Raw genomic sequence first — 25,236 nt, forward strand, 5'->3', positions numbered from 1 at the left:
CGACCTCGGCCCCGACGAGTACGAGACCGCCTGGCACACCCACCAACACGATCTGGCCGAGCCAACTATCGCCACCGCCGCGTGCGAACCGGTAGCAGGTAGCCGCCGCTCCGCCAGAGCGGGGGAACTCAGGTCGCCCCGGCGCGGTTGCCCGCACCGGGGCACGCCTCAGCTGACGGCCCGCTTCACGAGCGCATCGATCCGCGCCTCCACCTCGGCGGTCACCTCGGTCAGGGCGAAAGCGGCCGGCCACATTGCGCCCTCGTCCAGCTTTGCCTGGTCGCTGAACCCGAACGTCGCGTAGCGCGTCTTGAACTTCGCCGCAGGCTGGAAGTGGCAGACGATCTTGCCGTCAAGTGCGTAGGCGGGCATCCCGTACCAGAGCTTCGGCGCGAGGGCCGGGGCGCTGGCTGTGACGATGGCATGGACGCGCTCGGCCATGATCCGGTCCGAATCCTGCATCTCGGCGATTTTCGCGAGCACGTCCCGCTCTGCCTCCGCCGCCTTGTCCGCACGCGAGCCACGGCGCGCTGCCTTCTTCTGCTCCTGAGCGTGCTCCTTCATCGCGGCACGCTCCTCGGCGGTGAAACCCTCGTAGTTGCTGTTTTCAGTGCTGCTCATGGTATTTCTCCCTTTTTGCTTGACGTCCGTATTCTTCGGATGGGCTTACCGCCCTCTGCTCAGCTCAAGGCCACCGGCCGTTCGGCCGCGTCGGCCTCCCCGTGCTGCCCGATTGGGGCTGAGGCGGCCTCCCACTCGAAACCGTCCGGGTCGGTGAAGGTTCCGGCGCTGCTGCCAATGACGAGCCGGTGTGATCCGGTGCCGTCGGGAGAAACGCCTGCGTCCTTCGCAGCGGCACGGCGACCGTAGAGCGCCAGCTTGATGTTCGAGGTGGCGAACTCGACGTACTTGCGGCCGAAGCTCTTGGCCACGGGCAGGCCGCGCTCGACGTAGAACCGTTTGGTCGCGGCAACGTCGGCCACTCCCAGTAGGAGCACGATCTCGTCGACGTGCCGGCTGGCCGGTCCGGTGTCCTTCTTCGATGATGTCGCGATCTTCCAAATCGTGCCGTACGGATCACGTAGCACCCCGCCGTAGCCCCAGAACCCCTTCGCGGCCGGCTTCAGTGTTGTCGCTCCGCCGTCGAGGGCGGTGTCGAAGAAGCTGTCGACAGTGCTCGGCTGGGACACCACGAGTGACATGGCGAACCCGCGAAAGCCGGTCGTGGGCGCCTGTGCGGCGCGTACGCGCACTCGGGCGCCCAGATCGAAGGCCGCGGTGTAGAAGTCATTGGCGGCTGTGGGATCGGGCACTTCGAGCGTGACAAATTCAATGCAGGACATGGCAGGTCTCTTCCGTGAGGTCGGATTGCGGCTATCGGGCCGCGGATGTGACAGGGGTACGTTGATTGCCGGCAGAGATCTCGCCGGATCGCTCTCGATGACGGCCGGCGCGGACGCCGCCGCTCATTTCATTGAACCTTTTTCAACCTGAACCGCGCGACGCTCGTGCCCCGCGTCCGACCTCGCGCTCTACGGGACCGCAAGGGGAGGTTGAAAGGTTCATCGGTCCTGGATCAGCCCCAGGACGTTGCCGTCGGGGTCGGTGACGGTGGCCACCAGGCGGCCGCCGCCGACGTCGTGTGCGGGCTCGGTCACGGTGGCACCGGCGGCGCTCAGCTCGGCCAGCTTCGCCTCGATGTCCGGAACGTGCCAGTAGGCCACCGGCGAGGTCATGCCCTGCGGTCCACCGCCCGGCACCAGCCCGATGTGCTGACCCCCGGCATCGAAGCCGACATAGTAGGACGAGTCATTGGTCGGCGGTACGCCGAGCAGGGCCGCATACACCGCCTTGGCCCTCGCCAGATCCGACACTGGATGCAGCACGGTCTTGATTCCCTGGGTGGAAGAGCCGGCCATGGTTACTCCTTCAAGTGGCGGGCCGCCGTCGGCCCGTCGGTGCGTGTTCCCAGCATGTCCGCCGGCATGTCCGGCCCGGATCCGTGGTGATCACGGAGCGACCACGGAACCGGAACACGGAGGGGGCCTACGAGAGAATGGGGTAATGGTTGACATCTCCCCTCGGGAAGCCGAGGTGCTTGCGCTGGTCGGAGCGCATCTCAGCAACGCCGAGATCGGGGCACGGCTGTTCATCTCGGTGCGTACCGTGGAGACCCACGTCTCCTCGCTGCTGCGCAAGCTGGAGGTCCCGGATCGGCGTGCGCTCGCCCAGCGTGCGCCTGAGCTGGCCGGCACCGGCCGGGCTTACCCGGCACCGGTCCTGCCGGCCCCGCTGACCTCGTTCATCGGCCGGGTGAGCGAGCGGACCGAGCTGACCGAGATGATCAAGGCACACCGGCAGGTGACCGCAGTCGGCCCCGGCGGAGTGGGCAAGACCCGGCTCGCGCTGGCGGTGGCCGCGGAAGCCGCGGGCGGGTACTCCGATGGGGTGTGGTTCGTCGACCTGGTCCCGACCACCGACCCGGGCATGATCGCGACTGCGGTCGCCGGGGCGCTCGGCCTCGGCGAGCAGCCCGGCCGCGACATGACCGAGTCCGTGGTCGCTGCGCTGGCCGACCATCACGCGTTGCTGGTGCTGGACAACTGCGAGCACGTGGTGGACGGGGTGGCGCTGTTCCTCGAGCGGCTGTTGGCGGCGTGCCCTGGAGTGACGGTGCTGGCGACCAGCCGGGCACGGCTGATGGTGCCGTTCGAGCGGGTGTACCCGGTGCCGCCGCTGTCGCTGACTGTCGACGGTGGGTCGGACGCGGTCGCGTTGTTCATGGAGCGGGCGGCGGCGGTGGGCAGGCCGCTGGATCCGTCACTGCGCGACCAGATCGCCTCGATCTGCGAGCGGCTGGATGGCATGGCGCTGGCGATCGAGCTGGCCGCCGCGCGGTATCCCACCCTCGGGCTGGATGGCATCACCGCCGCCCTGTCCCATCCGCTCCGGATGCTCATCGGCGGCTCCCGTGCCGATGACCGGCACCGTTCCGTGCGGGCGGCGCTGGACTGGAGCCACGCCCTGCTGGAGCCGGCCGACCGGGCGTTGCTGCGCCGGGTGTCGGTGTTTGTGGCGCCGTTCACCGCGTCCGCGGCGGCGGAGGTCGCCGGGTCCGAGGAAGGCGTTGTCGCCGACGGACTGGCCCGGCTCGCCGAACAGAGCCTGCTGGTGGTGACGGCCTCGCCGGGCGGCACGCAGTACCGGGCGCTGGAGACCATCCGCCAGTACGGGACGGAGCGGATCACCGAGGCCGGCGAGCTGGTGGACGTCCGATCCCGGCACCTTCGCTGGTGCTTGGCCAAGGCTACCGGCCTGGCGGAGGCAGGAGCAGACTGGCGGGTTCGGTTCGACGCGGTGGCCGACGACCTCCGGGCGGCCCTGGCGTGGGCGGCCGACCGGCCAGAGCAGCGCGCGGGCGCCTATCGCCTCGCCCGGTGCCTGGCGGAGCTGACCTTCACCCGTCACCTGATCGGCGAGTCCCAGCTGCGCTATGAGCAGGCGGCCGCGCTCGCGGACGACCCAGCCGCCACCGCGTCGATGCTCCGGCAGGCCGCGGCTGTGGCCGGATGCCGGATGCGCGGTGATGACATGTACGACTTCCACCGCGCGGCCGCGGAGGCCGCCCACCGGTCCGGGGACACCGCCGGCGCAGCCGCTGACCTGGCGACCGCCGCCACCAACGCATACCGGTTCTCGACGAAATTCGAACGGATCCCGCCACAGGAGGAGGCGATCGCGCTCATCACCGAGGCGCGGGAGTTGGCTGGCGATGACCCGGCCGCCCAGGCCGCGGTGGCGCTGGCCGAGGCAGGGGTGCTCACCGACGCGTTCGGCGCCGCCCAGGGCCCACCCGACAACGCCGTACCGGAGACGATCGCGCGCGCCGAACGGGCGGTCGAACTCGCTCACCGTACGGGCGACCCGCTCGCCGAGTCCGCCGCGCTCGATGCGCTCACCGGCGCCCAGAGCTGGGCCGGTGACACGTTCGCCGTCGCGGCCACGGCCCGGCGCCGGATCGCGCTGCTCTCGTCCATCCCGGCTACCCCGGCCAGCACCCACGAGCTGATCGACGCACTCGGGATGGCCACCGAGGCCAGCCTCGGTGCGGGGGACCTGCCGGGCGCCCGCCGGTGGGCGCGGCAACTCGCGGATCATCCGTTGCTGGCAGAGGTCGGCCATCGGGCCACGAGCTGGCTGCTGGTGGCCGACGCGTTGGCGGGCAACGTCGACGAGGTACTCGCCGGCAGCGCCCGGTTCCTCGAAGCGTGGCAGCGGGCCGGCAGCCCCGCCAGGTCGGTCCTCGGTCCGGCCGCAGCCGGCGTTGCGATGATCCACGGTCTACGCGACGACCAGGAGGCCCGCCGCGTGTGGAGCGCTGTCCTGAATCAGCTCGGCACCTCACCGGAGCATGTCTACGGCTACGGGGCGGTCTTCGACGCGATGCTTCTGCTGCACCACGGACAGGCGCCAGAGGCGCTGGAGCGGATGGTGCCCGAGCCCGCCGAGGTGTGGAAGTGGGTCACCTGGATCTGGCTCCACTGGTATGTCGCGCTGCGCGCCGAGGCCGCCGTACTCGCCGGGAGCCCCGACGCTCGCGACCGCCTGGCCGAGGCCCGGAGCATCGTGGCCGGCAACCCCGTCGCCGACGCCATGGTGGAACGAGCCGCAGCCCTGCTCGACGGCGACCAGGAGGCGCTGCTCGCCGCGGCGGATGCATTCGACGCCGTCGGCTGCCGCTACCAGTCCGCCCGCACCCTGGTGCTCGCCGGCGGCGCCCATGCCAAGCGCGGCGCGGCCGCGCTTGGCGACCTCGGACTCGCGCCAATGGCCCCCGGCCGATCCCGGACCACCACAACCTGAGGCCCTGCCGGAGCGGTGGGTTCCTGGTCGGTTGGCTGCCGTAGGTGGGGGTGAGGGCAGCGGGTGGCTGGCATTGAGTTGGCGGACGCGGTGGGTGGGCGCCGCGCGGTTCAGGTGGAAAGGGTTCACCGAGTGGCCTGGTGATGGGGTCGGTCCGGTTGTGGCGGTGACGTACCTCGTCGCCGTGCACGCCGGCGGGCGGGCCGCGTTGGCCCGCGCGCTGCTGGTGCCGGTGTGGCGGGTCACGCCGCGCGCAGTCGGTTGATCAGCCCGGTCCGGGAGCGGACGTCCAGCTTCGCGAACATCCGCGACAGGTGCGACTCGACGGTCCGCCGGCTCAGGAACAGCCGTACCGCGATCTCCTGGTTGGTCAGGCCCATCGCGACCAGGTCGGCGATCTCCCGCTCTCGGGCGGTCAACGCGCGCGCCGGCCGGTCCCGCTCGGCGGCGGCCGCGGCTGCCAGCCAGCCGGCGCCGCACTCCCGGTAGCCGGCGAGGGCGCGACCGAACGCCGCCCGCCCCCACTCGACGTGACCCGCCCGGCCGTGCGCGCGACCGGCGAGGTGCTCCGCGAGTGCCGCGTCGAACGGGGCGCCGGCGGCGGCCAGCTCGGCGGCCGCGCCGCGGGCCAGCCGGGCCGCCTCGCCCGACCTGCCCGCCCGCACCGCGATGGACGCCCGCGCGTAGCCGGCCAGCCCCAGCTCGTACGGCAGGCCGGCGCCGGCCGCGGCCAGCTGCGCCCGCTCTGCCGCCATCCTGGCCGCGCCGAGGTCGTCCATGCCGGCCAGCGCGATCGCCCGCAGCACCTCCGCGTGCACAGCGGCCGGCGCCTCGACCGACGGGGATGCGTGGGCTGGCGGTGGTGCGATGGCGCGTGCTGGTGCGTCGGCTGGGGCGTTGGTCGGTGCCGCCGTCGATGCGTCGGCCGGTGCCTGGGACGGGGGCGGGCCATCGGCCAGCCGGTCGAGGCACTCCTGCGGGCGCCCGGCGGCCAGCGCCGCCACGGCCAGGTTCAGCCCCGCGACTCGCCGCCATGTTGCGGTGCGGGGCCGGCCGGCGTCCGCCAGCCGGCGGGCGACGGCGGCGGTCGCGCCGGGACCGGCCGTCCAGAGCAGCGGCCGCAGCAGCACGGCGTCCGCCATCGCCGCCAGCTCGGCGCTGCCGGCCCGCCGGGCGGCGGCACCGGCCTCCTGCGCGAGCCGCAGCGCCGCGACCAACCGGCCGGCCCGGGTATGCAGGGCGGCCTCCAGCACCAGCAGGTATGGCAGCACGCCGCGTTGGCCGGTGTCCTCCGCCAGTTCCCTGGCCCGGGCCAGGTGCCGGCCCGCCGCCGCTAGGTCGCCCAGGTCCGCCGCCGCCCAGGACACCGTGCCGACCAGGTCGAGGTGCGGCCACAGGGACCTGTCGTCGGCGGCATCCACCACCTCCCTGGCGCTGGCTAAGTGAATGCGCGCCGCCGCGATACGTCCCTCGGAGAGGGCGGCCACCGCGCTCAAGCCATGCGCCATCCCGGCGTGCACGGACCGGTCTGTCCCCGCGCCCGCCAGCGCCCGTTCGGCGTGTATCCGGGCGGCACCCGGGTTCCTGCGCAGCGCCTCCGCCGCCGCCAGCCGTACCCGCCGCCCGACCTCGGCCGCCGCACCGGGCCGACCGCGCCGCAGCAGCTCGCGCAGGATCGCCGCGGCTTCGTCCGCATCACCCCGAAGCTGCGCGACCAGCGCCCGAACGTCCCCCACCCGTGTCCCACCCTCGTCGGGTAGCCCGGCCGGGTCGTCGGGCAGGTCGGTGAGCACCTCCTGGGAGCGGTTCAGTTCGCCGGTCAGGGCCAGGGCGTGGGCGTACAGCAGTGTGACGGTCGGCCGCCGTGGGTCCGCCACGGGCAGGACCCGTAGCACGGCGGCAAGCCACCGGCCGGACCGCGCCGGGGCGGAGAACACACACGACAGGCCCGCGTCGATGAGGGTACGGGCGGCGGACTCGTCGCCGGGCCCGGCGGACCGCTCGGTGTGATCCGCCAGCGCCCGCAGCGGCCCGCCGTGCGTGCGCAGGTAACCGGCCACCCGGGCGTGGAGTCCCACCCGCGTGGCGGGCCCCACCAGTGCCCGGACGGCCGCACGCAGTACGGGATTCGGGAACCCGAACCGGGTGCCGTGCACCTCCAGATGACCTAGCCAGCACAGCCGGTCGACGGCGGAGGTCACCGCCGTGACCGTCAGCCCCGTCACGTGCGCGAGGAGGTCAACGGTGGCCTGGTCGCCCGCGACGGCGGCGGCCTGCGCCACGGCACGGGTGTCCGGATCCTGCGCGACGATCTCCGCAGCCAGGCCGGCGAGGACGTCCCGCGCCGTGCCGTCGATGTCCGGGTCCCCGTCGTGCCCCCCGTCCGACAGCAGCGCGGCCAGCGCATCGTCGCTCAGCCGGCACAGCGCCCGCACGAGGCCCGGACTGCCCCCGCTGGCCCGCAGGATCAGCTCCCGCCGACGGTGCGGCAGATCCGGCAGGAGGCTCTCCAGGTCGCTGGGACCCAGCCGGGCCAGGCCGATCCGGATCGCCGCCGGCCCGTGGCCGACCAGCGCGTCCACCACCCGCACCGGCGGTCGGGTGTGCCGGAAGGTGACCGCGATCAGCAGCGGCCGCGGTGGCGGCCGGCGGATGAGGTGCTCGGTCAATTGGAGCGACGCGGAATCGGCCCAGTGCAGGTCGTCCAGCAGCAGCACGCCGTCGAGCAGTCGGCGTACTCCATAGTAGACATCCAGCCGGCTGGCGTCCTCCGGCGCGCGCCACCCGAGCGGGCCCAACGCCGCAGCGAACAATCCGTAGGGGCGACACTGCTCCACCTCGACGGCCCGGCCCGAGCAGGTCGACAGCCCCGCCGCCGCGGCCCGCTGCCGAAGCTCGGAGAGCAGCCGCGTCTTGCCGGCGCCCAGCCCACCGGATATCTCTATCCCGGTGAACCGGCCGGCCGCGACCATCGACAGCGCCCGGTCGAGCAGTTCGAGTTCCGCGGCACGTCCAACCATCGGCGTCACCTCATCACGCACGGAGCTCAGGGTGCCCGCCGCCTCTGGACTGCCACTGGATGCCGAATGGATGGCCAGCCGGAGTACGACTTATCGGCTGATCACGGCTACGACCAACTGCCCCTACCCAACGGTCTCCTCCGACGGCTCCTCCGGCGGCTCCACTCGCGTGCCTTTCCCGCGGCCATCCGGACCGAGCGCACCATGGCCGGCCGTGCGCCGGTCGACGAGGTACGCGACGGCGACTTGGCCGGCGACCACGCGCGACTGGAGGCCGGCCAGCCTGGTGGTGCACGCGGGAAACGCTTCAGGTGGGACGGGCGCCGGTAGCTGCCGGCGGGGCCGATCTCGTCCGCGGTCCGCCGGAACGCAAGAGGAGGTTGCAGAGGTTCAACGGTGAACTGTCATCGCTGGCTGGTCACGAAGGCTGCCGCCAGCGTGCTGACTACTTCTTCGGGGGAGGGCATGGCGGCGATCTGACCGGCGATCCTGCGGGCGTTGTTCCGGTAGGTGGGTGTGTTGAGCAGCGTGTCGACGGCCTGGGCGAGAGCTTCCGGGGTGAAGTCGTCTGGCAGGAGTTGGATGGCGGCGCCCGCGCTGGCCGCCCGTTCGGCGTGCAGGAACTGGTCCGCGCCCTGCGGTACGACCACCATGGGCAGCCCGGCGGTCAGCACGCCGAGCACGGTTCCGGCGCCGCCGTGGCAGACCACCAGGTCGATGTCGGCCAGCAGGTCGCGCATCGGCACGAACGGCTCGAAGGCGACCGCAGTGTGGTCGACGTCGAAGTCGTCGGCCGAGGCGGTGAGCCCGACGGGCACCCGGAGCGCGGCGCCGGTGGCCGCGAGTACCCGCAGGATGGGGTTGAGCCGCTGGGCGTCGGTGAAGAGGGTGCCGAAGGTGACCAGGATCCGTGGCCGCCCGACCAGCGTTCGGAGCGGGGGGATGTGCTGCGCTCGTGGAGCGCGGTGAGCCTCCGGGCGCAACGGCAGCCACCCGTCGGGCACCCGCCACTCGTCGATCTGCAGACCCGGGGGACAGACGTCCAGCACCCAACGGGCCTGCCGGGGCGCCGATGCCCGGCTCTGGTACTGCCCGGCCACGTTCTCGTTCAAGGCCAGCCGGAACTCCTCCGAACCCTCTGGCCCGTACGTCAGCGTGGCGAAGGGCACGTCCAAGAGGGCGGCGACCAACGGCCCGAGGACGTCCCCGGGGTCGACGACAATCAGATCCGGCCGCCAGGCCCGGGCCGCGGCCAGACTCTCCGACAGGGAGAGGTCGATCCGGGCGTTGCCGAACGCCTCAAGCTGCGCCCCGACCGACGCCCCCGCCAACACATCCTCACCCGTACGACGCAGGACCTCGGCCTGGAGGGCGCTCGCATCCGCGCCAGCGGGGAGGATCTCGAACTCCTCGGCGGCGAAGACCTTCGCGACGGACTCTGGCACCATCAGAGACACGGCGTGCCCCTGGTCATGGAAGGCGCGGGCCGTCGGCAACTGCGGCAGGAGATGACCAAGCAGCGGAGCCCCGGTGAAGACAACCCTCATTCGACTGTCCATTCTAGACGAACGCGTGCTCCAGCGACGAGCCGAACGACACGATCCTGGTCCGGGAGAGCAGGTCCAGGTCATCTGGCTGGTAGGTGTGCCGTGACTTGTCGGTGTGGCGCACGTAGACGTAGTTGAAGCGATCGGTCGCGTACGTGGCGAACCCTTGTCGCGCGCAGTCGATGAGGAACGCGATGTCCTCGCCTCTCGTCCGGTCGGCGAACTTGACCACGTCGCACAGATCCCGGCGCATCAGGAGTGTCCCGCCGCACAGCGGCGCGCCATACACATGCTCGTTGCCCGGGAAGATCACCCCGAGCGCGGGTAGCTTTTCCAGGTAGATGAATCTGGTCCACTTCCCGACGATGTCCGCCTCGGTGTACTCGAAGGCGCGCATTTGATCTTCCAGATAGTGGGGGCCGTAGAAGTCGTCGTCGTCCATCCTGGCCACGTGCGAGCCGGACGCGACCTCGATCAGCTCATTGCACACGGACCCCAGTGATCGCTCACTCGACAGTCGCACGATCGTGAGGTTGTCGAGCCCCTGGTCGCGCGCGGCATCTCGGATGCGAGACTCCGGTTGGTCGATGCCGTGCAAGCCAAGGATCAGCTCGAAATCCTTATATGTCTGTCGACCTGCGTTCCTGATGATGCTCTCGTACCCGTCGAGTCGATGGGTCGGCGCCACAATCGAGACCGAAGACCGCGAGTTGGGGCCGGTGTCGAGGCCGACGGTCTTCAGGAGGCCGTCGACGCGGTCCGCATAGGTATGGTCCCGCATGACACGCCGGACACCTTCCACCGCCGTGCGGTCCCGCAGCTCGGTGCTCGCCAGGAGGGCCTTGACCAGCATCCGCGACGATGACGTGTCGGAGCTGACCTCCACCACACCGGAGCCCAGCATCGGGGCGATCGCGGATGAGGGCACACTGATCACCGGAGTACCGCAGGCCAGCGATTCCAGGAGTTCGGGCGGGAGCCTCGTCGGGGAGTCCGGTGCCGGGTTCGCGCTGAGGAAGATTCGGTAGCGCCGGTACGCGCTCAGCAGTTGGTCGTACGCCAGATGGCTGACGACCTGGTTGTCGAGGTTGGTGGGGAGCCCGGAACGCGACCCGGACCCGCCGAGCGAGAGGATGTGCAACCCGAGATCAGCGGTGGCGCCCAGGAGATTGTCGACCTGCTCCGCGTGCGCCTGACAGCCGGTGTCGTGACATGGCGCCGCGTACGCGATGTCGCCGACGCTGTGCGAGAAGGCCCCCACCGGATTGTGAATGCGCGGTTGGATCGCGAACGGCAGCACCCCGACCCGGTCATGCCCAAGGTCCGCCCGGTACCGGCCTACACAGCTCGCGTCCACGGTGAACACCCAGTCGAAGTGACGGGCGCCGCACAGGAAGGACTCGTAGTTCAACGGGTCGTCGTTGTTCCAGAAAACGGTGGGAACGGCGTGCTGCCGACAGTGGTCGAGCAGGTCCAGCGCCCATCGGCTGAGCCCGCCGTCGGTGGTGAACGGACCACCCGCGCCGCGGGCCGGCGCACTCGACTCGACCAGGAGGAGTTGCGGCGGGCCCGGCCGGAAGGCGGCAGGCCACGAGTCCCGCCATACCGGCTGCAAGGCAAACTCGTACTGCAGCGCCAAGCGCGAGCGCTCGCCCAGGACTGCCGCGACGCGGAGGTCGGGCCGCCGCGACGGCCCGGTCGGAAGACTGGCCGACTCGAACCGGACCGTCTTCGCCGCTGTTCCATTGCTGTTTGCCACGTCGATCCGCCACGGCCGGCCGGCGGTCGGCGGACCATTGCCGACTGTCTGTTCGATATCACGGTCGCGCATCATGCACATGAGCGCGGCGGCGGCGTCGGCGGTCGAATCGATGGTCTCGACGTTTACCTCGACGAGTCGTCGAGCGGCCCGGTTCCGTGCCTCGATGACGACGCGACCGTCGTTCGACGTGATGGAGTGAACGTCGAATCCTCGGAGAATCGCTGCGATCATGTCCGGAAAGCGGATCTTCAGACCGTCGACGCGCTCGTCGTCGCGCGCCACGAACTCGATCTCGCCGCCAACGACCACTACGCGACACAGTTCGTCGAACAACCGTTGGAGTCGCGAGACGTTGAGCACCTCCAACCCGACGATGGCGCGATCGAAGGTGGCGTCCTGGAACGGCAGCACGTCCGGTGTCCCGCGAGTCGGCCAGAAGCTGGACGGTGGCGGAAGCCGAGTTAGGTCGAGCGTGAGTCGTGACGTGGAGGGCTCAGCAGGCATCCTGCATCTCCGTCGCGCTTGACGAGGACCTTCCGTAACCCCAGCGTGCGCATCGATCTTCGAGGTAGTCGGGAACGGGCTCGGCGGTCGTCCGCTCCGGCCTGGGCTGGAGCCGACCCGAGCGAATAGCGGTGCCGAAGTCGCCGATTCCCGGCTGGAACGGGCCGTGGTCTACCCGGCCGTACTCCAGCATGCTCGGTTCCCAGTCAACCTCAAGATAGACGCAAATAGCCTTTGTCGTCTCGACCGGCTCAGCTATCAGGTCCTCGTACCGAACCGTGATGCCCGGCAACTCCCGCCGAGCTTCTTCAACTCCGTCGATCATCCTGAGAACGATAGGAATGACCTCGGACTCTGGATCGGGCCCCGCCTGCAGAGCCGATTTCATGATGTGTGCCGGATTGCGTAGCAGGAAGATGTTGCGGGCCTGCGGCCAGCACTTGCCGAGCCGACGCCAGGACAGGGAGTTCAAGGGCGTCTTTTCGACGATCAAAGACTTCTTACTCGCTTCGAGCAAGCGATGAAGGATCCTGTCCCACAGGAGGAAGTCGAGTTCCTCGCCGACGAGTCCCGCGGTCCGTAGCGCTAGTTCGGCGTACCAGGTGGGGACCTCGACCCTCGTGGAAGGCAGATGAAGCTCATGTGGTGCGTAGATCTGTGAATGTGTGTCGAGAATGCAGCGCAGCAAGGTTGATCCGGATCGGACGGCCGACAGGATGAAGACCGGCCTCTCCACGAGCCGAGCCCCCTGGTCGGTGCGCACGAGTGCCTCCGCGTCGTCGTTCACCTGAGTGCGTGAGAAAGGATCGTCGGTCCCGGTACGCCAGGCGGGTTGGATCCGGTGACCTCGCGAAGCCAGTCGGGCAACCTTCCCTCGTCGAGCAGATCCAGCACCGCGGCCTTGCTCATGGGATTGGAGAAATGGATGTGGGCGGCCTGGCTGGGAGTTTGCAGCAGCTCTTCGAGACGTTCGCGCTCTTCGCGGTAGCTGGCCGCCTTCCGGTCCTGTGCATAGAACTCGTAGTGGCCGAGCAAGATCTTCAGATCCCATACGTCCGGCACGCGCGGCCCGAGGTTCTCAAAGAGCAGGGCCTTGTGGTCGAGTGCTACCGTCCCGCCTTCGACGAGTTGCACCAGCGTCCAGTAGTACTGGTCGCTGAAGGCGTACCGCTGGTCGGTGTCGTAGTCGAACAGTCGCAGCTTCTCCAGGAGTTCGAACCGCTCGCTCGGAGGCTTCGGGTATCTCTTGTAGAGATCGAGCAGAACGCCGGCCGGGCCGACGAACCCACCGCTGTTCAGGAAGGGGTAAGGATAGACCGGGGGAGTGTCCAGGAGGGCGAACCCGAGGGCACCCAGCGGCCAACTACCGGCTTCCGCGCCGAACACCACCGGCTGCGAAAAGCTGGTGTAGAGATCGTTGATATGCTGCTCTCCCCGAATGAACAACGTATCGTACGCGTCGGTGAACACGATAAGCTCGTCGGCTTCGGCGTGCCGCGCGAGATAGTCCGTGAAGATCGACCGCTTGTCGCTGTGCCGAAAGCCTTCCTTGGCGGAGTGCAGGATGATCAGGTCGAGTCCAAGTATGCCGCAGGACGGGATCAGTAGTCGTTGCAGGAAGGGCTGATCGAGATCGGAAGCTATGGTGACGACCTTCATGGTGCCTCCCGTGATTCACACCGCAAACGATGGCCGTGACCGGCCGATGCCGATTCCTCCGGCGAGCACGTGGTGTTCGAAGCTGATGCCCAGATCCCGTTCCCACCGTTTTATGATTTCCTGCTCGCCGGGCCGGTTGACGTCATCGAGCACGATGGTGTAGTCGTCGGCGAGCAGCGGGGAGAAGAACGGAATCGCAGGATACCGTGAGTGCTGCCGTGCGACGTCGTTCGCCGGCGGGCCGTCGATGACGAGCAGGTCGATCTTCCGGTCGGTGATCGTCCGTCGAATGGCCTCCGACTCGTACCACCCGTTCTCCTCGTCGGGCCATGTCGACGTCGTCGGCACCAGCGGGGCCCGTACGACCGTCACCACGTCCTCCAGCGACTCGTTCGCGAACTCCCGGTCGAGGGCGTCTGCCCATTGTTCGTCGTGTTCCACTGTCCAGATGTGCCCTCCGCGCTGTCGCAGAAGGCGTCCGATGTAGATGGATGAGATGCCGGCCCCCAGCTCTACGATGCATCGCCGCCGGTTGATGATGATCTCGTTGAGCACGGCGACGACGCCGCTGGGTCGCATTGCCGCCATATTCCATGGCAGATAGCTCGATGACAGCGGTGCCAGAACCTGTAGCGCAAGTACGTCCTGCCAGAGCTGATCATTCATGGGTCGCCGCCTGAGGTAGGGATCGCGCCACCTGTGGTACGTGGCGTTCGGGCCAGTGTCCGGTTGCGCGCATGGTGGACCCGACCTGGAACGCTGCTGCAGTTCTACCAGATCGTCCTAGCGAGTGCGTTACGTAAAACTACGCAATACCAACGAGTAGTCGTGGCCGCTAACGGCTGCACGATGGCCACCAGGTGTGCAGTTGACCAGGGATAACCCGCCCACGCATTGACCCTCATCCGTGCCGGCGGATTGGTTCCGCCGACTTGACCGTTCGTCGGGATACCGGCTAGGTTGCTGACCGTCATCACTGGACTTTTTTCAACCTGAACCGCGCGGCGCTCGCGCGTCGCGTCTGACCTTGCGGTCCACCGCACCGCAAGGGGAGGTTGAAAAAGGTTCACTGCCAAACGCTTGTCTGGGTATTGTGGGAAGCCGCTTCGGCGATGCGTACTCCGAGGAGAGTCGAGTGTCGGAGATAGACGGCGAGTCGGCCGGTGGCGGCGCCGACGTGGCGCCGCGGATTTCAGTCATCGTCCCCACCTACAACCGCGCCGAGGATCTGCGCCTCACGCTTGAGAGCCTGTGCGCGCAAACGCTCCCCGTCGACCAGTACGAGGTGGTCGTCACCGACGACGGGTCAAGCGACGAGACGCGGTCGGTCGTCGAATCTTTCGCGGGCAGACTGCGGTTCAAATACCACTTCCAGGAGGATCTCGGTGCCCAGGCCGCGCCGATGCGCGACAACGGCGTCACGCGGGTGCGCAACGCCGGCGCGCGGCTGGCCGCCGCGCCGCTGCTGGTCTTCCTGGACTGCGCCACGCTGGCCGGCCCGGATCTGCTCGCGGCATATCTGCGGGCGCACACCCCACCCGCCGTGCCGGGCCGGGCGGTCGCCGGGTACGTGTACGGATACCCGCCACGGGAGACCGACGATCCGGACTACCGGTGCCCACCCGGACTGGCCGAGGCGGTCCGGACGCTGACACCGCAGCAGGTGGTAGACCGCTACCGGGACGAGCCGGGGTTTCGCGACCCGAGGCACGGCGAGTTCGAGAAGGTCGGCTTCGACCTGCGGAACCGCATCTTCCCGGAGGAGTTGTTCTGGAGCTCGAACTGCTCCGTGCCCGCCGCGGACTTCTGGGCGGTCGGCGGCTTCGACGAGGACTTCCGCGGTTGGGGCCTGGACGACGTCGATCTGGGCTACCGGCTGATACGCAACGGTACCGCGATTCACCTGAGCCTGGACGCGTGGGCGATCGAGTCACCGCACGAGCGGGACGGGGCGGTGAACCTCGCGGGCTTCCACCGCAACGCCCGGAGCTTCTTCGACAAATACCAGTTCGCCGAGCCGCCGCTCGAACTCGGCTGGCTGGTCATGCAGTCACCCGGTGGGCCTGCGCTCGCTACGCTGGAGACGCTCAACCGCCAGGTGGCGGACTGGACCCACCAATGCGCCGGACTCACCGTCGCCGCGGAGTTGGAGCGCGCGTTCGCGCCGATCGCGCCCGATGAGCGCGTTGCGGTGTTCGGCGCCGGCGCCGTCGTGCCCGCCGTCAGGCAGCGGTGCGTTCTCGCCGATTTCGACCGACAGGTCGTGGACCGGCTCCTCGCGAATGGTGCGGGCGCGCGCCACGACGTGCGCCACAACCTGGGCATCCATACCGCATTACCGGACAACGCGGTGGACACCGTCGTGATCACGTCGAGGCTGGATGGGCTCTGGAGTGCTTTCGGCTCGGCGATTCTGGCCGAGGCGCACCGGATCGGCACGCGGGTATCCGTCCTTACCACGAATCGCCGGCATGGGTGACCCGGTCCAGCTCCGGAGACTCGCGTCGAGAGGCGAGTGGGACGCGCCCGGGAGGGACGCGGTCGAGCTGACCCTCCCGGCTGCGGTGACCCGGTCGCCCCGCCGCAGAGTTCCGCCGCTGAACGATCGGGACGCCGTCATCTTGGAGGGTGTCGCCTCGGGAGCTTCGAGCGTGCAGCTCGCGGCGAGCCTCTTTCTGAGTCAGCAGGGCGTGAGCTACCACATTGGACGACTGCTGCGCAGGTTCCGCGTGCCGAACCGGACCGCGCTGGTCGGCAGGGCGTACTCCCTGGGCATATTCGACTCCGGTTCCTGGCCGCCCAGGGTGCTGCGGGAGTTTGTCGCCGACGAGTAGCGCTCGTCGGGTCAGCGTGTTCCGTAACGTGCGGAAAGTTCCGGACGAACGAGCGGGTAGCGCGCTGAGCTGGGTGGAATGCCCCATGCGCAGTGCCGCTGACGCCAAGATCCACCGGATCGACCGGATATTGGCGGCCACGCCGCGTGCCGCGTGGCCGCGTCGCATCGGCAGGCGCGGTCAGGCCGCGCCGCGCCCGCGCGACGCCGCGGTGTCCAGCACCAACCGCGCCGCCGCTTGCGCGCCGTCCGGAAAGCGCTCGTAGGCGGTCATCATTTCCCGGGCTCGGGCACGGTACGCCGGCCGGGTCAGCACCGTGCGCACGGCGTCGCGGATCCGCTCAGCCGTCTGCCGCTCCTTCTTCAACCAGACGCCGGCACCGGACCACGCCACCCGGGCGTTGTTCTCCATGTGGTCCTCCGAGTTGCCCACCGCGACCAGCGGCACCCCGTGCGCCAGCGCGGTCTGCACGCCCCCGAAACCGCCATTGGTGACCATGAGGTCGACCTGCGGCAGTACCTCGGTGAACGGGATGTACGGCTCCAGTACCACGTTCGCCGGGTGGCGATCCGCGGACAGCACCTCGCGCGGATCGCGGCCGCCCGACGTGGCGATCACCAGGATGTCTTCGTCTGCCAGCCCGTCGATCGCCGGCAACAGGAGGTTCTCCGGGTCGGTGGCCGCGGTACCCTGCGTGACGAACACCACCGGCCGGTCGGCAGCCCGGGCCTGCGCGATCCGGCCCCACCACGCCGGCCGCGCCCAGGCGTCCAACCCGTCCAACCGCGTCGGTCCGCAGAACACCACCGAGTCGGGCAGGTCGCGTCGTGGGTACTCGAACTGCGGGATGCTCGATTGGATGTAGCGGTCCACGATCTGCTGCGGCCAGGAGAAGAAGAAGCCATCGAGCGGCGGCAGGCCGAGCGCCGCCCGGATCCGGGTCACGGCCCGCTGCGGCTCGCGCATCACGACCCGGCGGACGAGTTGGTCGAGCAGGCGGTTGCGTATCCGGCCGAGCGGCCCGCGCGCGGGCGGCAGGCCGGTGCCGTACGGCGCCGTGTCCACGCTCGACACGTGCAGCGCGCCGGTCGAGAAGACCGCCTGGGGGATGCCGCGGCGCTCGGCCGCGAACATCCCGGCCAGGAAACTGTGGTCGGAGACCACCACCTCGGGCGCGAAGGAGTCGATCAGCTCGTCGATGTCCGCGACGAAGGCCGGAACGGGGCGGACGAACACCTCCAGCACGGTGGCGCCGTACCCGCCGACGCCACCGGCCCGGCCCGGCGCGCTCTGCAGCGCGTCCGCCGCGCCGGCGTCGGCCCCGGCGCGCGTGCTCATCGGTGCGAACTTCGCGCCGGTACCGACGACCAGGGACTCGAATGCCCGCCCGGTGTACCAGAGCACGTCGTGACCCCCGGCGACCAGCTCTCGGACCAGGGGTGTCGCGTAGCGCAGGTGCCCGGTGATGGCGTGCGTGGTCACCAGAATCGTTGTCACGTGGGTCAGCCTTTCCCGACAGTGGCGGAACTCCGCCCCGCCGGCCAGCCGGGCGAGGTCACTCGGCGACGCGCGCGAACAGCCGTCCGGCCCAGGCGAGCGACAGGACGGCACCGCCAATCGCCAGACCGAACGCCCACGCGATCCCGCTGTTCCAGGCATGTCCCGCAAACAGTTCCCGGGCGCCTTCCACCACCGTCGTCAGCGGGTTGGCCAGGGACAGCCAGCGCAGCCAGTCCGGCGCGTACGTCATCGGCACGAAGATGCCCGACAGCAGCAGCAGCGGCATGGTGATCAGGTTGATCCCCGGACCGAGTACCTCGTTGGTCTTGAAGATCAGCGCGAGCGCGTACGAGAGCGGCGCGATGGAGAGCGCGAGCAGCAGCAGGAGTCCCGCCATCTGTAGCAGTTGGACGGGGTACAGGCGCAGCCCGAACACTATCGCCGGCAGGGTGATCATCGTGCACTGGAACAGCAGCACCGCCGCGTCGCGCAGACTCCGCCCGAGCAGCAGGGCGAACCTGCTGACCGGGGTGACCTGGAACCGTTCGAGCACGCCGAAGTTCGTCTCGGTGACCAGCGAGAAGCAGGCGTAGAGACAGGTGAATATGGCCATCTGCACCAGCAGGCCCGGGAAGTAGAGGTTGAGCACCTCGTCCGGGTTTGCGCCGCGCAGGCTGCTCTTGAGCAGCGGGGCGAACAGGATCAGGAAGAACAGGGGCTGGACGAACATCACCGCCACCCCCATCTTGTTGTGGATGGTGCGGGTCACGGCGCGCTGGAACACCAGCCAGGTCTCGCTGAGGATCTTCACGGTGCACTCCTTGGTCGTCCGTGGGCGGCGTCACTTCGCATCGCGTAGCGACCTGCCGGTCTTGCGCAGGAACACGTCGTCGAGCGACGGCCGCTCCAGCGTGATCGATCGGAGTTCCAGCCCGTTGGCGTCGAGCAGGCGCATCACCTGCGGCAGCGCGGTGTCTCCCTGGTCCACGTACAACCGGATGGCCTGCTGGTCGGTGTCGTCCACCTCCCGGACGAACGGCTGCTCCGCCAGCAGCTTGCGGGCGATCTTCGGGTCGCCGGCCACGCCGACCGCGACGATGTCCCCGGCGATCTCCCGCTTGAGGTCCGCTGGCGTGCCCTCCGCGGCCACCTGGCCGTGGTCGATGATGACCAGCCTGTCGCACAGCGCGTCCGCCTCGTCGAGATAGTGGGTGGTCAGGAAGACGGTCATGCCCTCCTCGCGGAGCCTGCGCACCTGAACCCACAGGTTCGCCCGGCTCTGCGGGTCGAGGCCGGCGGTCGGCTCGTCCAGGAAGACCAGTCTGGGGGAGTGCACCATGCCGAGTGCCAGGTCGAGACGCCGCCGCTGCCCGCCCGAGTACGTGCCCGTCCGCCGGTCCGCGCACTCGCCCAGTTCGAAGGCGTCGACCGCCCACCGTGCCCGTGCCTGCGCCGCGGACTTGGTCATGCCCTGGAACCGACCCTGGATGATCAGCTCCTGCCAGGCTGTCATGGTCGGGTCGGTGCCGCCTCGCTGGCCGACGTAGCCGATGTGCCGGCGCACTTCGGCTGGCTGCTCGACGAGGTCCGCGCCGAACACCGTTGCCCGACCGAAGGAGGGCCGAAGCAGCGTGGCGAGCATCCGGACCGTGGTCGTCTTACCCGCACCGTTCGGCCCGAGGAAGCCGAAGATCTCCCCGGCCTCCACCACAAGGTCCACACCGCGTACCGCCTCGACCTGCCCGCGACGACCGTGGAATGTCTTGCCAAGTCCACTAGTTTCGATCATTTTTTCTCGCTTTCAGGACGCGTCCGCACGCGTTTCCGGCTCGATGAGCAGTCCCATGTACTCAATTCCATAAGTGCCGGGCCGGGAACGCAGCCGCGGCGGACGCTCCGGGTCGATCGACATCCGGTCCAGATGCGGGTAGATGGCGCGGAACGCCTTGCCCGCGAACAGCTTTCCGAGCACGGCGCCCGGGCAAAAGTGCGGGCCGGCGCCGAAGGCCATGTGGTCCTCCTTGTTCGGGCGGTCCAGGTCGAACGCGTCCGGGTCCGGAAACTTGCGCGGGTCGCGATTGGCCGCGGCTAGCAGCGTGTGCACAAGTGCGCCGCGGGGGATCACCGTGTCGTGCAATGCGACGTCTACCTCTGCGCGGCGCAGCAGCCAGGGAGTCGGGGTGTACAGGCGCAGGTATTCGTCGATGAAATCATCTGTGCGCTCGGGGTCCGCGGTCAAGACCCGGCCCAGATGCCGGTCCTCCAGCAGCATTTTCATCCCGCCGCCCAGCAGGTTCATGGTGGTTTCCATGCCGGCGGCGACATAGGACCATCCGAGGCCGACCATTTCGTCGTGGTTTACGTCCCCGGACTCCTTGCGACAGACCAGGTCGCTGAGGATGTCACCGCGGTGCGGGCAGCCGGCGCGCTCGGCGGCCAGCTCGTCGATGTAGCCCACCAGGCCCATGAAGTCCTCGAAGAAGCCCGGCACCAGCTCGGGGTCGAGCCCGCCCATCACGGAGAAGACCTCGATGACCGCCTGGGACCAGCGCTGCATCTCGGCCTTGCGCTCCATCGGAAAGCCGAGCATGCCGCCGACGACCCGCAGCGGCAGCGCGGTGCTGAACTGGTCGACGAACTCGACGGAGCGCTGGGCGAGCAGGTCCTCGACGAGTTCCTCGACGGTGTCCTGGATCCACCCGTTCAGGGAGCTCAGCGCACGTGGACCGAGGGCACGGTTGGTTACCCGGCGCAACCTGGTGTGGTCCGGGGCGTCCCGGTTCACCATGATCGGCAGATCGAGGAAGTCACCGCGGCGCACGTGCGAGGAGAACTGCCGGCGGTCCCGCAGCGCCATCGCCACGTCGTCGTACCGGCTCAGAATGTAGAAGTCCTCGCTGTCGGCGGTCGCGGCGGTCATGCGGTGCACCGGGGCCTCCTCGAGCAGGCGCCGGTACATCGGCCAGGGCAGGACACGGTGCTCGGGATCGGCCGGGTCATAGATGATCGGCTCATTCGCTACGGACTGCACGGACTGCTCCCTTCGGCGGGGCGACGAACCGGGCGGAGATGAACCTTCGCAGGTAGGTGTGCACGAGCCCGGTGGTCAGCGGCGGGCAGGCCAGTCCGGTACCGGTCAGGGCGTGGCGGGTCCATGCCGAGTCGAAGCGCGGCACCCGCGCGTCGTCGATGGTGTCCACCAGGAACGGCACCAGGCCGAGCAGCGCCATCGTCCCGGAACGCGAGCCCGTGATCCGGTCGCGCCAGTCGTCGAAGGTGGTCAGGTCGACCGGGTACCCGAACTCGCGGACCATGGCGAACAGTTGCGGCCAGGTCAGCTCGGTGTCGTTGACCAGGTGGAAGGTTCCGCCGCTCAGTTCCGGGCGGCGGGCGATCTCCACCACGGCCGCCGCGACGTAGTCGATCGGCGCCGGCTGGAGATGGATGTTGACCTCCTGCGGCCCCACTCCGGCCTCGATACAGCCCTTGAGCATCATGCTGAGGTGGTCGACCCGGTTGAACGCACCGGTGCGGCTGTCCCCGCCGGTGTTGATCCGGTGGATCGTGGTGGGCACGCCCCGCTGGTGCGCGGTGCGGATCATCTGTTCGGCGACCCATTTCGACTGTGCGTACCCGACCGCCAGCGGCCCACTTTCGATTGGCGGTTGCGACTCGTAGACGGCGTCCGGCTCGTATTCGACAGAGGAGAACACGCCGACGGTGGAGATGAAGTGCACGGGGCGAACCGGGCCACCCATGGTGGCCAGCCGCAGCACCTCGCGGGTGCCGTACACGTTCGCCCGTTCCAGCGCCTGGTACGGATAGGTCCACTTGACCTGGGCGCCGCAGTGCACGATGTCCCCGCACCGCATGTGCAGGTCGGCGAGCGCCTCGTCGTCCAAGCCGAAGCCCGGCTCGGTCAGGTCGCCGGGCAGCGCGACGATCCGGGACCGATGCCGGGCGACGTCGATGCCGTAGGTGTCGAGGTTGGTCAGGATCCGCTCCAGTGCCCGCTGCGGGCTGCTGGCCCGGGCCAGGCAGTAGACGTCGCCGGCGCGCCGTTCGAGCAGTTCGGCCAGGAGGAAGGCGCCGACGAAGCCGGTCGCACCGGTCAGCAGGGTGCCACCCGGTGCGCTGTCGGGATGCGACGCCGGCTCGGCGGCGGCGATCGACGGCGGCAGCGCGGCGCGCTCGGCCATCTCGGCCACGCTCATCCGGGTGAGCTTGCCCGTTTTCAGAATCGACAGCGGGCGGGGCTGCCTGGCGACCACGGGGTCGAGGGTCGGCGCCGACGGGTCCGGCACGCTCGCCGGCGCGGCGGTATCAGGGGCGGCGGCGCGGATCTCGTCGGCGATCGTCGTGGCGAGCGAGGCCGGCGAGGCGGAGTCGAAGAGGACGTGCATCGGCAGCCGGACGTTGAGGTCGTGGTCGACCGCGGTCACGAACTCGGCGAGCATCAACGAGTCGGCTCGGGTGATGACCGGCTCGGCGGGATCGATCTCCTCCGCCTCGCAGCCCTCGATCGAGCCGAGCAGCGCGGCGAGGTACTGCTCCAGGCGTTGTCGCGCCTGTTGCGGGCTCGCCTGGCGCAGCCGAGATGGGTCGGGCCGGGCGACCTTCGAACGCTTCGGGGCCTGGGCCGGCGAACCGGCGGGCGCCGGGGCGGCGGTCAGCCGCTCGACGGTCTCCGCGGTCAGCGGACGGAAGGAGACGCCGCTGATGAGCGCGAAGAGCACCCCGTCCTCGTCAGTCATCGACACGTCGCCGAGCACGCCGTCATCCCGGCCGCGAGCGGGGTCGTCACGCAGGACCGCGGTGCAGCGTATCTCGCCGTCGGTAAAGCTTCGCCGGACTGTCATGCTCGCGAAGCCGGTGCCGACGTACACCGGCCGCTCGGGTACGGCGCTGGTGCTCGCAGCGACCGCGACCAATTGCGCGCAGATGTCCATCAGGAGCAGGTCGGACCGCACCCCGGCGGTCAGCGCGGCGCACTCCGGGTCTGGCGTCGCGACGAACCCGACCGCGGCCGCCCGGCCGCGCAGCGCCGACTGCACCAGCCGGAAGCTCGCGCCCAGGGCGAAGGAGGGATGCCAGGCCCGCCGGTAGAACTCTTCGTGGTCGAGTTCGTCGAGGCACCGGCCGCGAGCCCGCTCGAACTCCTCCGGTTCCAGTTCGTCGGCGTTCCCGGAATCGGCCGTGACGACGTCGGCTTGGAGCAGTTGCTGCCAGCCGCTGTGCGGATCGCGTGCGAAGACGCGGATGCGGGCCTGACCGTCGCTGTCCGGATCCAGGATGGCCTGCACCGTGCGCGCGGCGTCGTCCGCGAGGATCAGTGGCCGGGTCAGCGCCAGGTTCCGCAGGGCGAACGGTCCATCGAGGGCGCGGTGTGCGCAGCGGTGCATCAGCTCCAGGAAGGCGATGGCGGGGACCACGATCCGGCCGTGCACGCGGTGCTCGTCGAGCAGCGGCAGCGCCGCCAGCGACAGCTCCGTCTCCGCGATGAGCTGTCCGGCCGCCGTTTCGGTGAAGCGCGGCCGCAGTGCGACGCCCTCGTCCGCCGGTACGAGTGCCATTTCGTGCCGCAGCGAAGGAACCCAGTAGTCGCGGTGTTCGAACGGGTAGCGGGGAAGATTTGGGATCTTCTCCGGACGCTGGCAGATCGCGGACCAGTCGATCGCGACGCCCCGCGTCCAGAGCACCCCGAGGGACTGCTGCATGAGATGCCGATGGTCCGGGTCGGGGTCGTCGGGGGCGTAGGTCGGGAGGTAAAGGGCTGTTTCCCCGCCGGGACACTGCCGGACGAGGTGCTCAAGCCCGCGCGGACCCAGCTCGATGAAGATCTCGGCGCCGGCGGCCGCGGCCGCTTTGACGGCGGTGCGGAACTCCTCGGGGTCGTGCTCGGTGAGCACGGTGTCCGCGACCACACCGCGCTCGCCCCACCAGGCAACCAGGGAGTCGGGGTCCTGCGTTGCGGCGGGCACGAGGAAGGTGGTGTGTGGGGTGGTGGTGGGTGGGGTGTGGTGTTGGGTGAGGTGGGGGTGGGGTGTGTTGGTGGTGAGTGCGGTGAGGGCTTGGGTGAGGTGGGTGTGGTTGGTGGTGGTGATGGTGGCGCGGTGGGGGTGGTGGGTGCGGGTGTGGGTGGTGGTGTAGGCGAGGTGGGGGAGGGGGGTGGGGTGGTGGTGGAGGTGGTGGAGGAGTTGGGTGGCGGTGTTGTGCAGGGTGGTGGGTGTGGTGGCGGAGAGGGTGATGGTGTGGGGTTGGTCTTGGTCTTGGTTTTGGTGGGTGTCGGTTGTGGTGGTGGGGGTGGGGTGGTGTTGGAGGATGAGGTGGGCGTTGGTGCCGCCGAAGCCGAAGCTGCTGGTGGCGGCGGTGGGGGTGGGTGTGGTGAGGGGGGTTGGGGTGGTGGGGATGTGGAGGTGTGGGTTCCAGGGGATGTGGGGGTTGGGGGTGATGGTGGTGGGGTGGGGTGGGATGGTGCGGTGGTGGAGGGTGAGGATGGTTTTGATGAGGCCGGCGATGCCGGCGGCGGCTTCGAGGTGGCCGATGTTGGTTTTGACGGAGCCGAGGTGGAGTGGGTGGTGGTGGGGTCGGTTGGGGGTGAGGGTGTGGGTGAGGGCGCGGATTTCGATGGGGTCGCCGAGGGCGGTGCCGGTGCCGTGGGTTTCGACGTAGTCGATGTGCTGCGGCTCGACCCCCGCGTCGGCGAGCGCCTTGTGGATCACCTCCTCCTGTGCGGGTCCCCGGGGCACCGTGATTCCCGCGCTTGCGCCGTCCTGGTTGACCGCTGAGCCGCGGATCACCGCCCAGATGTGGTCTCCGGCCTCCTGCGCGTCGGACAGTCGCTTGAGGACGACGATCCCGCAGCCTTCGCCGCGGACGTAGCCGTCGGCGTTGTGGTCGAAGGTGTGGCATTGGCCGGTGGGGGAGAGCATGCGGCCTTTGCTGAGGGCGATCATGGCGTCGGGGGAGAGGATGAGGTTGACGCCGCCGGCCAGGGCGGTGTCGGTTTCGCCGGTGCGGAGGGCTTGGCAGGCCAGGTGGACGGCGACCAGGCTGGCGGAGCAGGCGGTGTCGACCACCAGGCTGGGGCCCTGCAGGCCGAGAGCGTACGAGAGCCGGTTCGCCGCGAAGTTCGCCGACGCCCCGATCGCCGTGTATTCGTCGATCGAATCAGGGTCCGGTGTGGCGAGCCGCTCGTACTCGCCGGCCCGCATTCCGATGTAGACGGCGGTGTTGGTGCCGTGCAGGCTGTCGGGTGGGATGTGGGCGTGTTCGAGGGCGTGCCAGGCGGTTTCCAGGATGATGCGGTGTTGGGGGTCGATGGCGGCGGCTTCCCGGGGGGTGATGCCGAAGACGGTGGGGTCGAAGCCGCGTACGTCGTGGAGGAAGCCGCCGTGGCGGGCGTAGGTGTGTCCGGGGGTGTCGGGGTCGGGGTGGTAGTAGCGGTCGTTGTTCCAGCGGTCGGCGGGGATGGGGGTGATGGCGGTGCGTGCCTCGGTGAGTAGTTGCCAGAACTGTTCGGGGCCTTCCGCGCCGGGGAACCGGCA

General features: G+C 69.5%; 17 protein-coding genes. 3 read left to right on the forward strand and 14 right to left on the reverse strand.

The features are described from left to right. Positions 1–168: 168 nt before the first annotated feature. The 3 genes from AAH979_RS40110 to AAH979_RS40120 all read right to left on the reverse strand — a co-directional run bounded on the left by AAH979_RS40110 (position 169) and on the right by AAH979_RS40120 (position 1,919). Complete coding sequence (locus tag AAH979_RS40110) at positions 169–621, reverse strand: DUF1801 domain-containing protein (protein WP_346263351.1); 453 nt, start codon at positions 619–621, stop codon at positions 169–171. A gap of 59 nt (positions 622–680) precedes the next feature. Further along, a complete protein-coding gene (locus AAH979_RS40115; RefSeq protein ID WP_346263352.1) occupies positions 681–1,343 on the reverse strand; it encodes a glyoxalase in 663 nt (220 codons plus the stop codon). A gap of 219 nt (positions 1,344–1,562) precedes the next feature. Then, a complete protein-coding gene (locus AAH979_RS40120; protein ID WP_346263353.1) occupies positions 1,563–1,919 on the reverse strand; it encodes a VOC family protein in 357 nt (118 codons plus the stop codon). Positions 1,920–2,064: 145 nt separating this feature from the next. Here AAH979_RS40120 and AAH979_RS40125 point away from each other — a divergent pair, with 145 nt between their 5' ends. Then, positions 2,065–4,863, forward strand: a complete 2,799-nt coding sequence (locus tag AAH979_RS40125) for a LuxR C-terminal-related transcriptional regulator (RefSeq protein ID WP_346263354.1) — start codon at positions 2,065–2,067, stop codon at positions 4,861–4,863. A 242-nt stretch (positions 4,864–5,105) separates the two neighbouring features. Here the strand turns inward: AAH979_RS40125 and AAH979_RS40130 are convergent, their stop codons facing one another. The 6 genes from AAH979_RS40130 to AAH979_RS40155 all read right to left on the reverse strand — a co-directional run bounded on the left by AAH979_RS40130 (position 5,106) and on the right by AAH979_RS40155 (position 14,021). Further along, positions 5,106–7,883 carry a LuxR C-terminal-related transcriptional regulator gene (locus AAH979_RS40130; protein WP_346263355.1) on the reverse strand — a complete coding sequence of 926 codons (2,778 nt, stop codon included), beginning with the start codon at positions 7,881–7,883 and terminating at the stop codon, positions 5,106–5,108. Between the two features lie 404 nt (positions 7,884–8,287). Next, positions 8,288–9,331 carry a glycosyltransferase gene (locus AAH979_RS40135; protein WP_346263356.1) on the reverse strand — a complete coding sequence of 348 codons (1,044 nt, stop codon included), beginning with the start codon at positions 9,329–9,331 and terminating at the stop codon, positions 8,288–8,290. Between the two features lie 112 nt (positions 9,332–9,443). Beyond that, positions 9,444–11,603 (reverse strand): glycosyltransferase, encoded by a 2,160-nt coding sequence (locus tag AAH979_RS40140; protein WP_346263357.1) that lies wholly within the window; start codon positions 11,601–11,603, stop codon positions 9,444–9,446. A gap of 82 nt (positions 11,604–11,685) precedes the next feature. Then, entirely contained in the window at positions 11,686–12,483 is a 798-nt protein-coding gene (locus AAH979_RS40145; RefSeq protein ID WP_346263358.1) for a sulfotransferase, read from the reverse strand. Continuing rightward, positions 12,480–13,355, reverse strand: coding sequence for a glycosyltransferase domain-containing protein (locus AAH979_RS40150; RefSeq protein WP_346263359.1), 876 nt, complete (start codon positions 13,353–13,355; stop codon positions 12,480–12,482). The genes AAH979_RS40145 and AAH979_RS40150 overlap by 4 nt, the downstream gene beginning before the upstream one ends. Positions 13,356–13,370: 15 nt before the next feature. Then, on the reverse strand, positions 13,371–14,021 hold the full coding sequence (locus tag AAH979_RS40155; protein WP_346263360.1) for a class I SAM-dependent methyltransferase: 651 nt from the start codon (positions 14,019–14,021) through the stop codon (positions 13,371–13,373). 469 nt (positions 14,022–14,490) lie between these two features. Between AAH979_RS40155 and AAH979_RS40160 the strand changes: the two genes are divergently transcribed. Then, complete coding sequence (locus AAH979_RS40160; RefSeq protein WP_346263361.1) at positions 14,491–15,834, forward strand: glycosyltransferase; 1,344 nt, start codon at positions 14,491–14,493, stop codon at positions 15,832–15,834. After that, a complete protein-coding gene (locus AAH979_RS40165) occupies positions 15,827–16,189 on the forward strand; it encodes a LuxR C-terminal-related transcriptional regulator (protein ID WP_346263362.1) in 363 nt (120 codons plus the stop codon). Before AAH979_RS40160 ends, AAH979_RS40165 begins: the two co-directional genes overlap by 8 nt. A gap of 180 nt (positions 16,190–16,369) precedes the next feature. On the opposite strand, the gene AAH979_RS40170 is transcribed toward AAH979_RS40165, so the two are convergent. The 5 genes from AAH979_RS40170 to AAH979_RS40190 form a co-directional block, all read right to left on the reverse strand. Further along, positions 16,370–17,686, reverse strand: coding sequence for a nucleotide disphospho-sugar-binding domain-containing protein (locus tag AAH979_RS40170; RefSeq protein WP_346263363.1), 1,317 nt, complete (start codon positions 17,684–17,686; stop codon positions 16,370–16,372). Between the two features lie 58 nt (positions 17,687–17,744). Beyond that, on the reverse strand, positions 17,745–18,500 hold the full coding sequence (locus tag AAH979_RS40175; RefSeq protein WP_346263364.1) for an ABC transporter permease: 756 nt from the start codon (positions 18,498–18,500) through the stop codon (positions 17,745–17,747). 30 nt (positions 18,501–18,530) lie between these two features. Further along, entirely contained in the window at positions 18,531–19,478 is a 948-nt protein-coding gene (locus AAH979_RS40180) for an ATP-binding cassette domain-containing protein (protein WP_346263365.1), read from the reverse strand. Between the two features lie 12 nt (positions 19,479–19,490). Then, positions 19,491–20,720 carry a cytochrome P450 gene (locus tag AAH979_RS40185; protein ID WP_346263366.1) on the reverse strand — a complete coding sequence of 410 codons (1,230 nt, stop codon included), beginning with the start codon at positions 20,718–20,720 and terminating at the stop codon, positions 19,491–19,493. Beyond that, a partial coding sequence (locus tag AAH979_RS40190; protein ID WP_346263367.1) for a thioester reductase domain-containing protein occupies positions 20,701–25,236 on the reverse strand: 4,536 nt, incomplete at its 5' end. The genes AAH979_RS40190 and AAH979_RS40185, both read right to left, overlap by 20 nt.

It is taken from the genome of Plantactinospora sp. ZYX-F-223, assembly GCF_039649625.1.
Taxonomy (GTDB): Bacteria; Actinomycetota; Actinomycetes; order Mycobacteriales; family Micromonosporaceae; genus Plantactinospora.

Excerpts from the sequence above, each read along its gene's own strand:
- AAH979_RS40110 (WP_346263351.1), bottom strand. The coding sequence starts at position 621 with ATGAGCAGCACTGAAAACAGCAACTACGAGGGTTTCACCGCCGAGGAG.
- AAH979_RS40115 (WP_346263352.1), bottom strand. The coding sequence starts at position 1,343 with ATGTCCTGCATTGAATTTGTCACGCTCGAAGTGCCCGATCCCACAGCC.
- AAH979_RS40120 (WP_346263353.1), bottom strand. The coding sequence starts at position 1,919 with ATGGCCGGCTCTTCCACCCAGGGAATCAAGACCGTGCTGCATCCAGTG.
- AAH979_RS40125 (WP_346263354.1), top strand. The coding sequence starts at position 2,065 with ATGGTTGACATCTCCCCTCGGGAAGCCGAGGTGCTTGCGCTGGTCGGA.
- AAH979_RS40130 (WP_346263355.1), bottom strand. The coding sequence starts at position 7,883 with ATGGTTGGACGTGCCGCGGAACTCGAACTGCTCGACCGGGCGCTGTCG.
- AAH979_RS40135 (WP_346263356.1), bottom strand. The coding sequence starts at position 9,331 with ATGGTGCCAGAGTCCGTCGCGAAGGTCTTCGCCGCCGAGGAGTTCGAG.
- AAH979_RS40150 (WP_346263359.1), bottom strand. The coding sequence starts at position 13,355 with ATGAAGGTCGTCACCATAGCTTCCGATCTCGATCAGCCCTTCCTGCAA.
- AAH979_RS40155 (WP_346263360.1), bottom strand. The coding sequence starts at position 14,021 with ATGAATGATCAGCTCTGGCAGGACGTACTTGCGCTACAGGTTCTGGCA.
- AAH979_RS40165 (WP_346263362.1), top strand. The coding sequence starts at position 15,827 with ATGGGTGACCCGGTCCAGCTCCGGAGACTCGCGTCGAGAGGCGAGTGG.
- AAH979_RS40180 (WP_346263365.1), bottom strand. The coding sequence starts at position 19,478 with ATGATCGAAACTAGTGGACTTGGCAAGACATTCCACGGTCGTCGCGGG.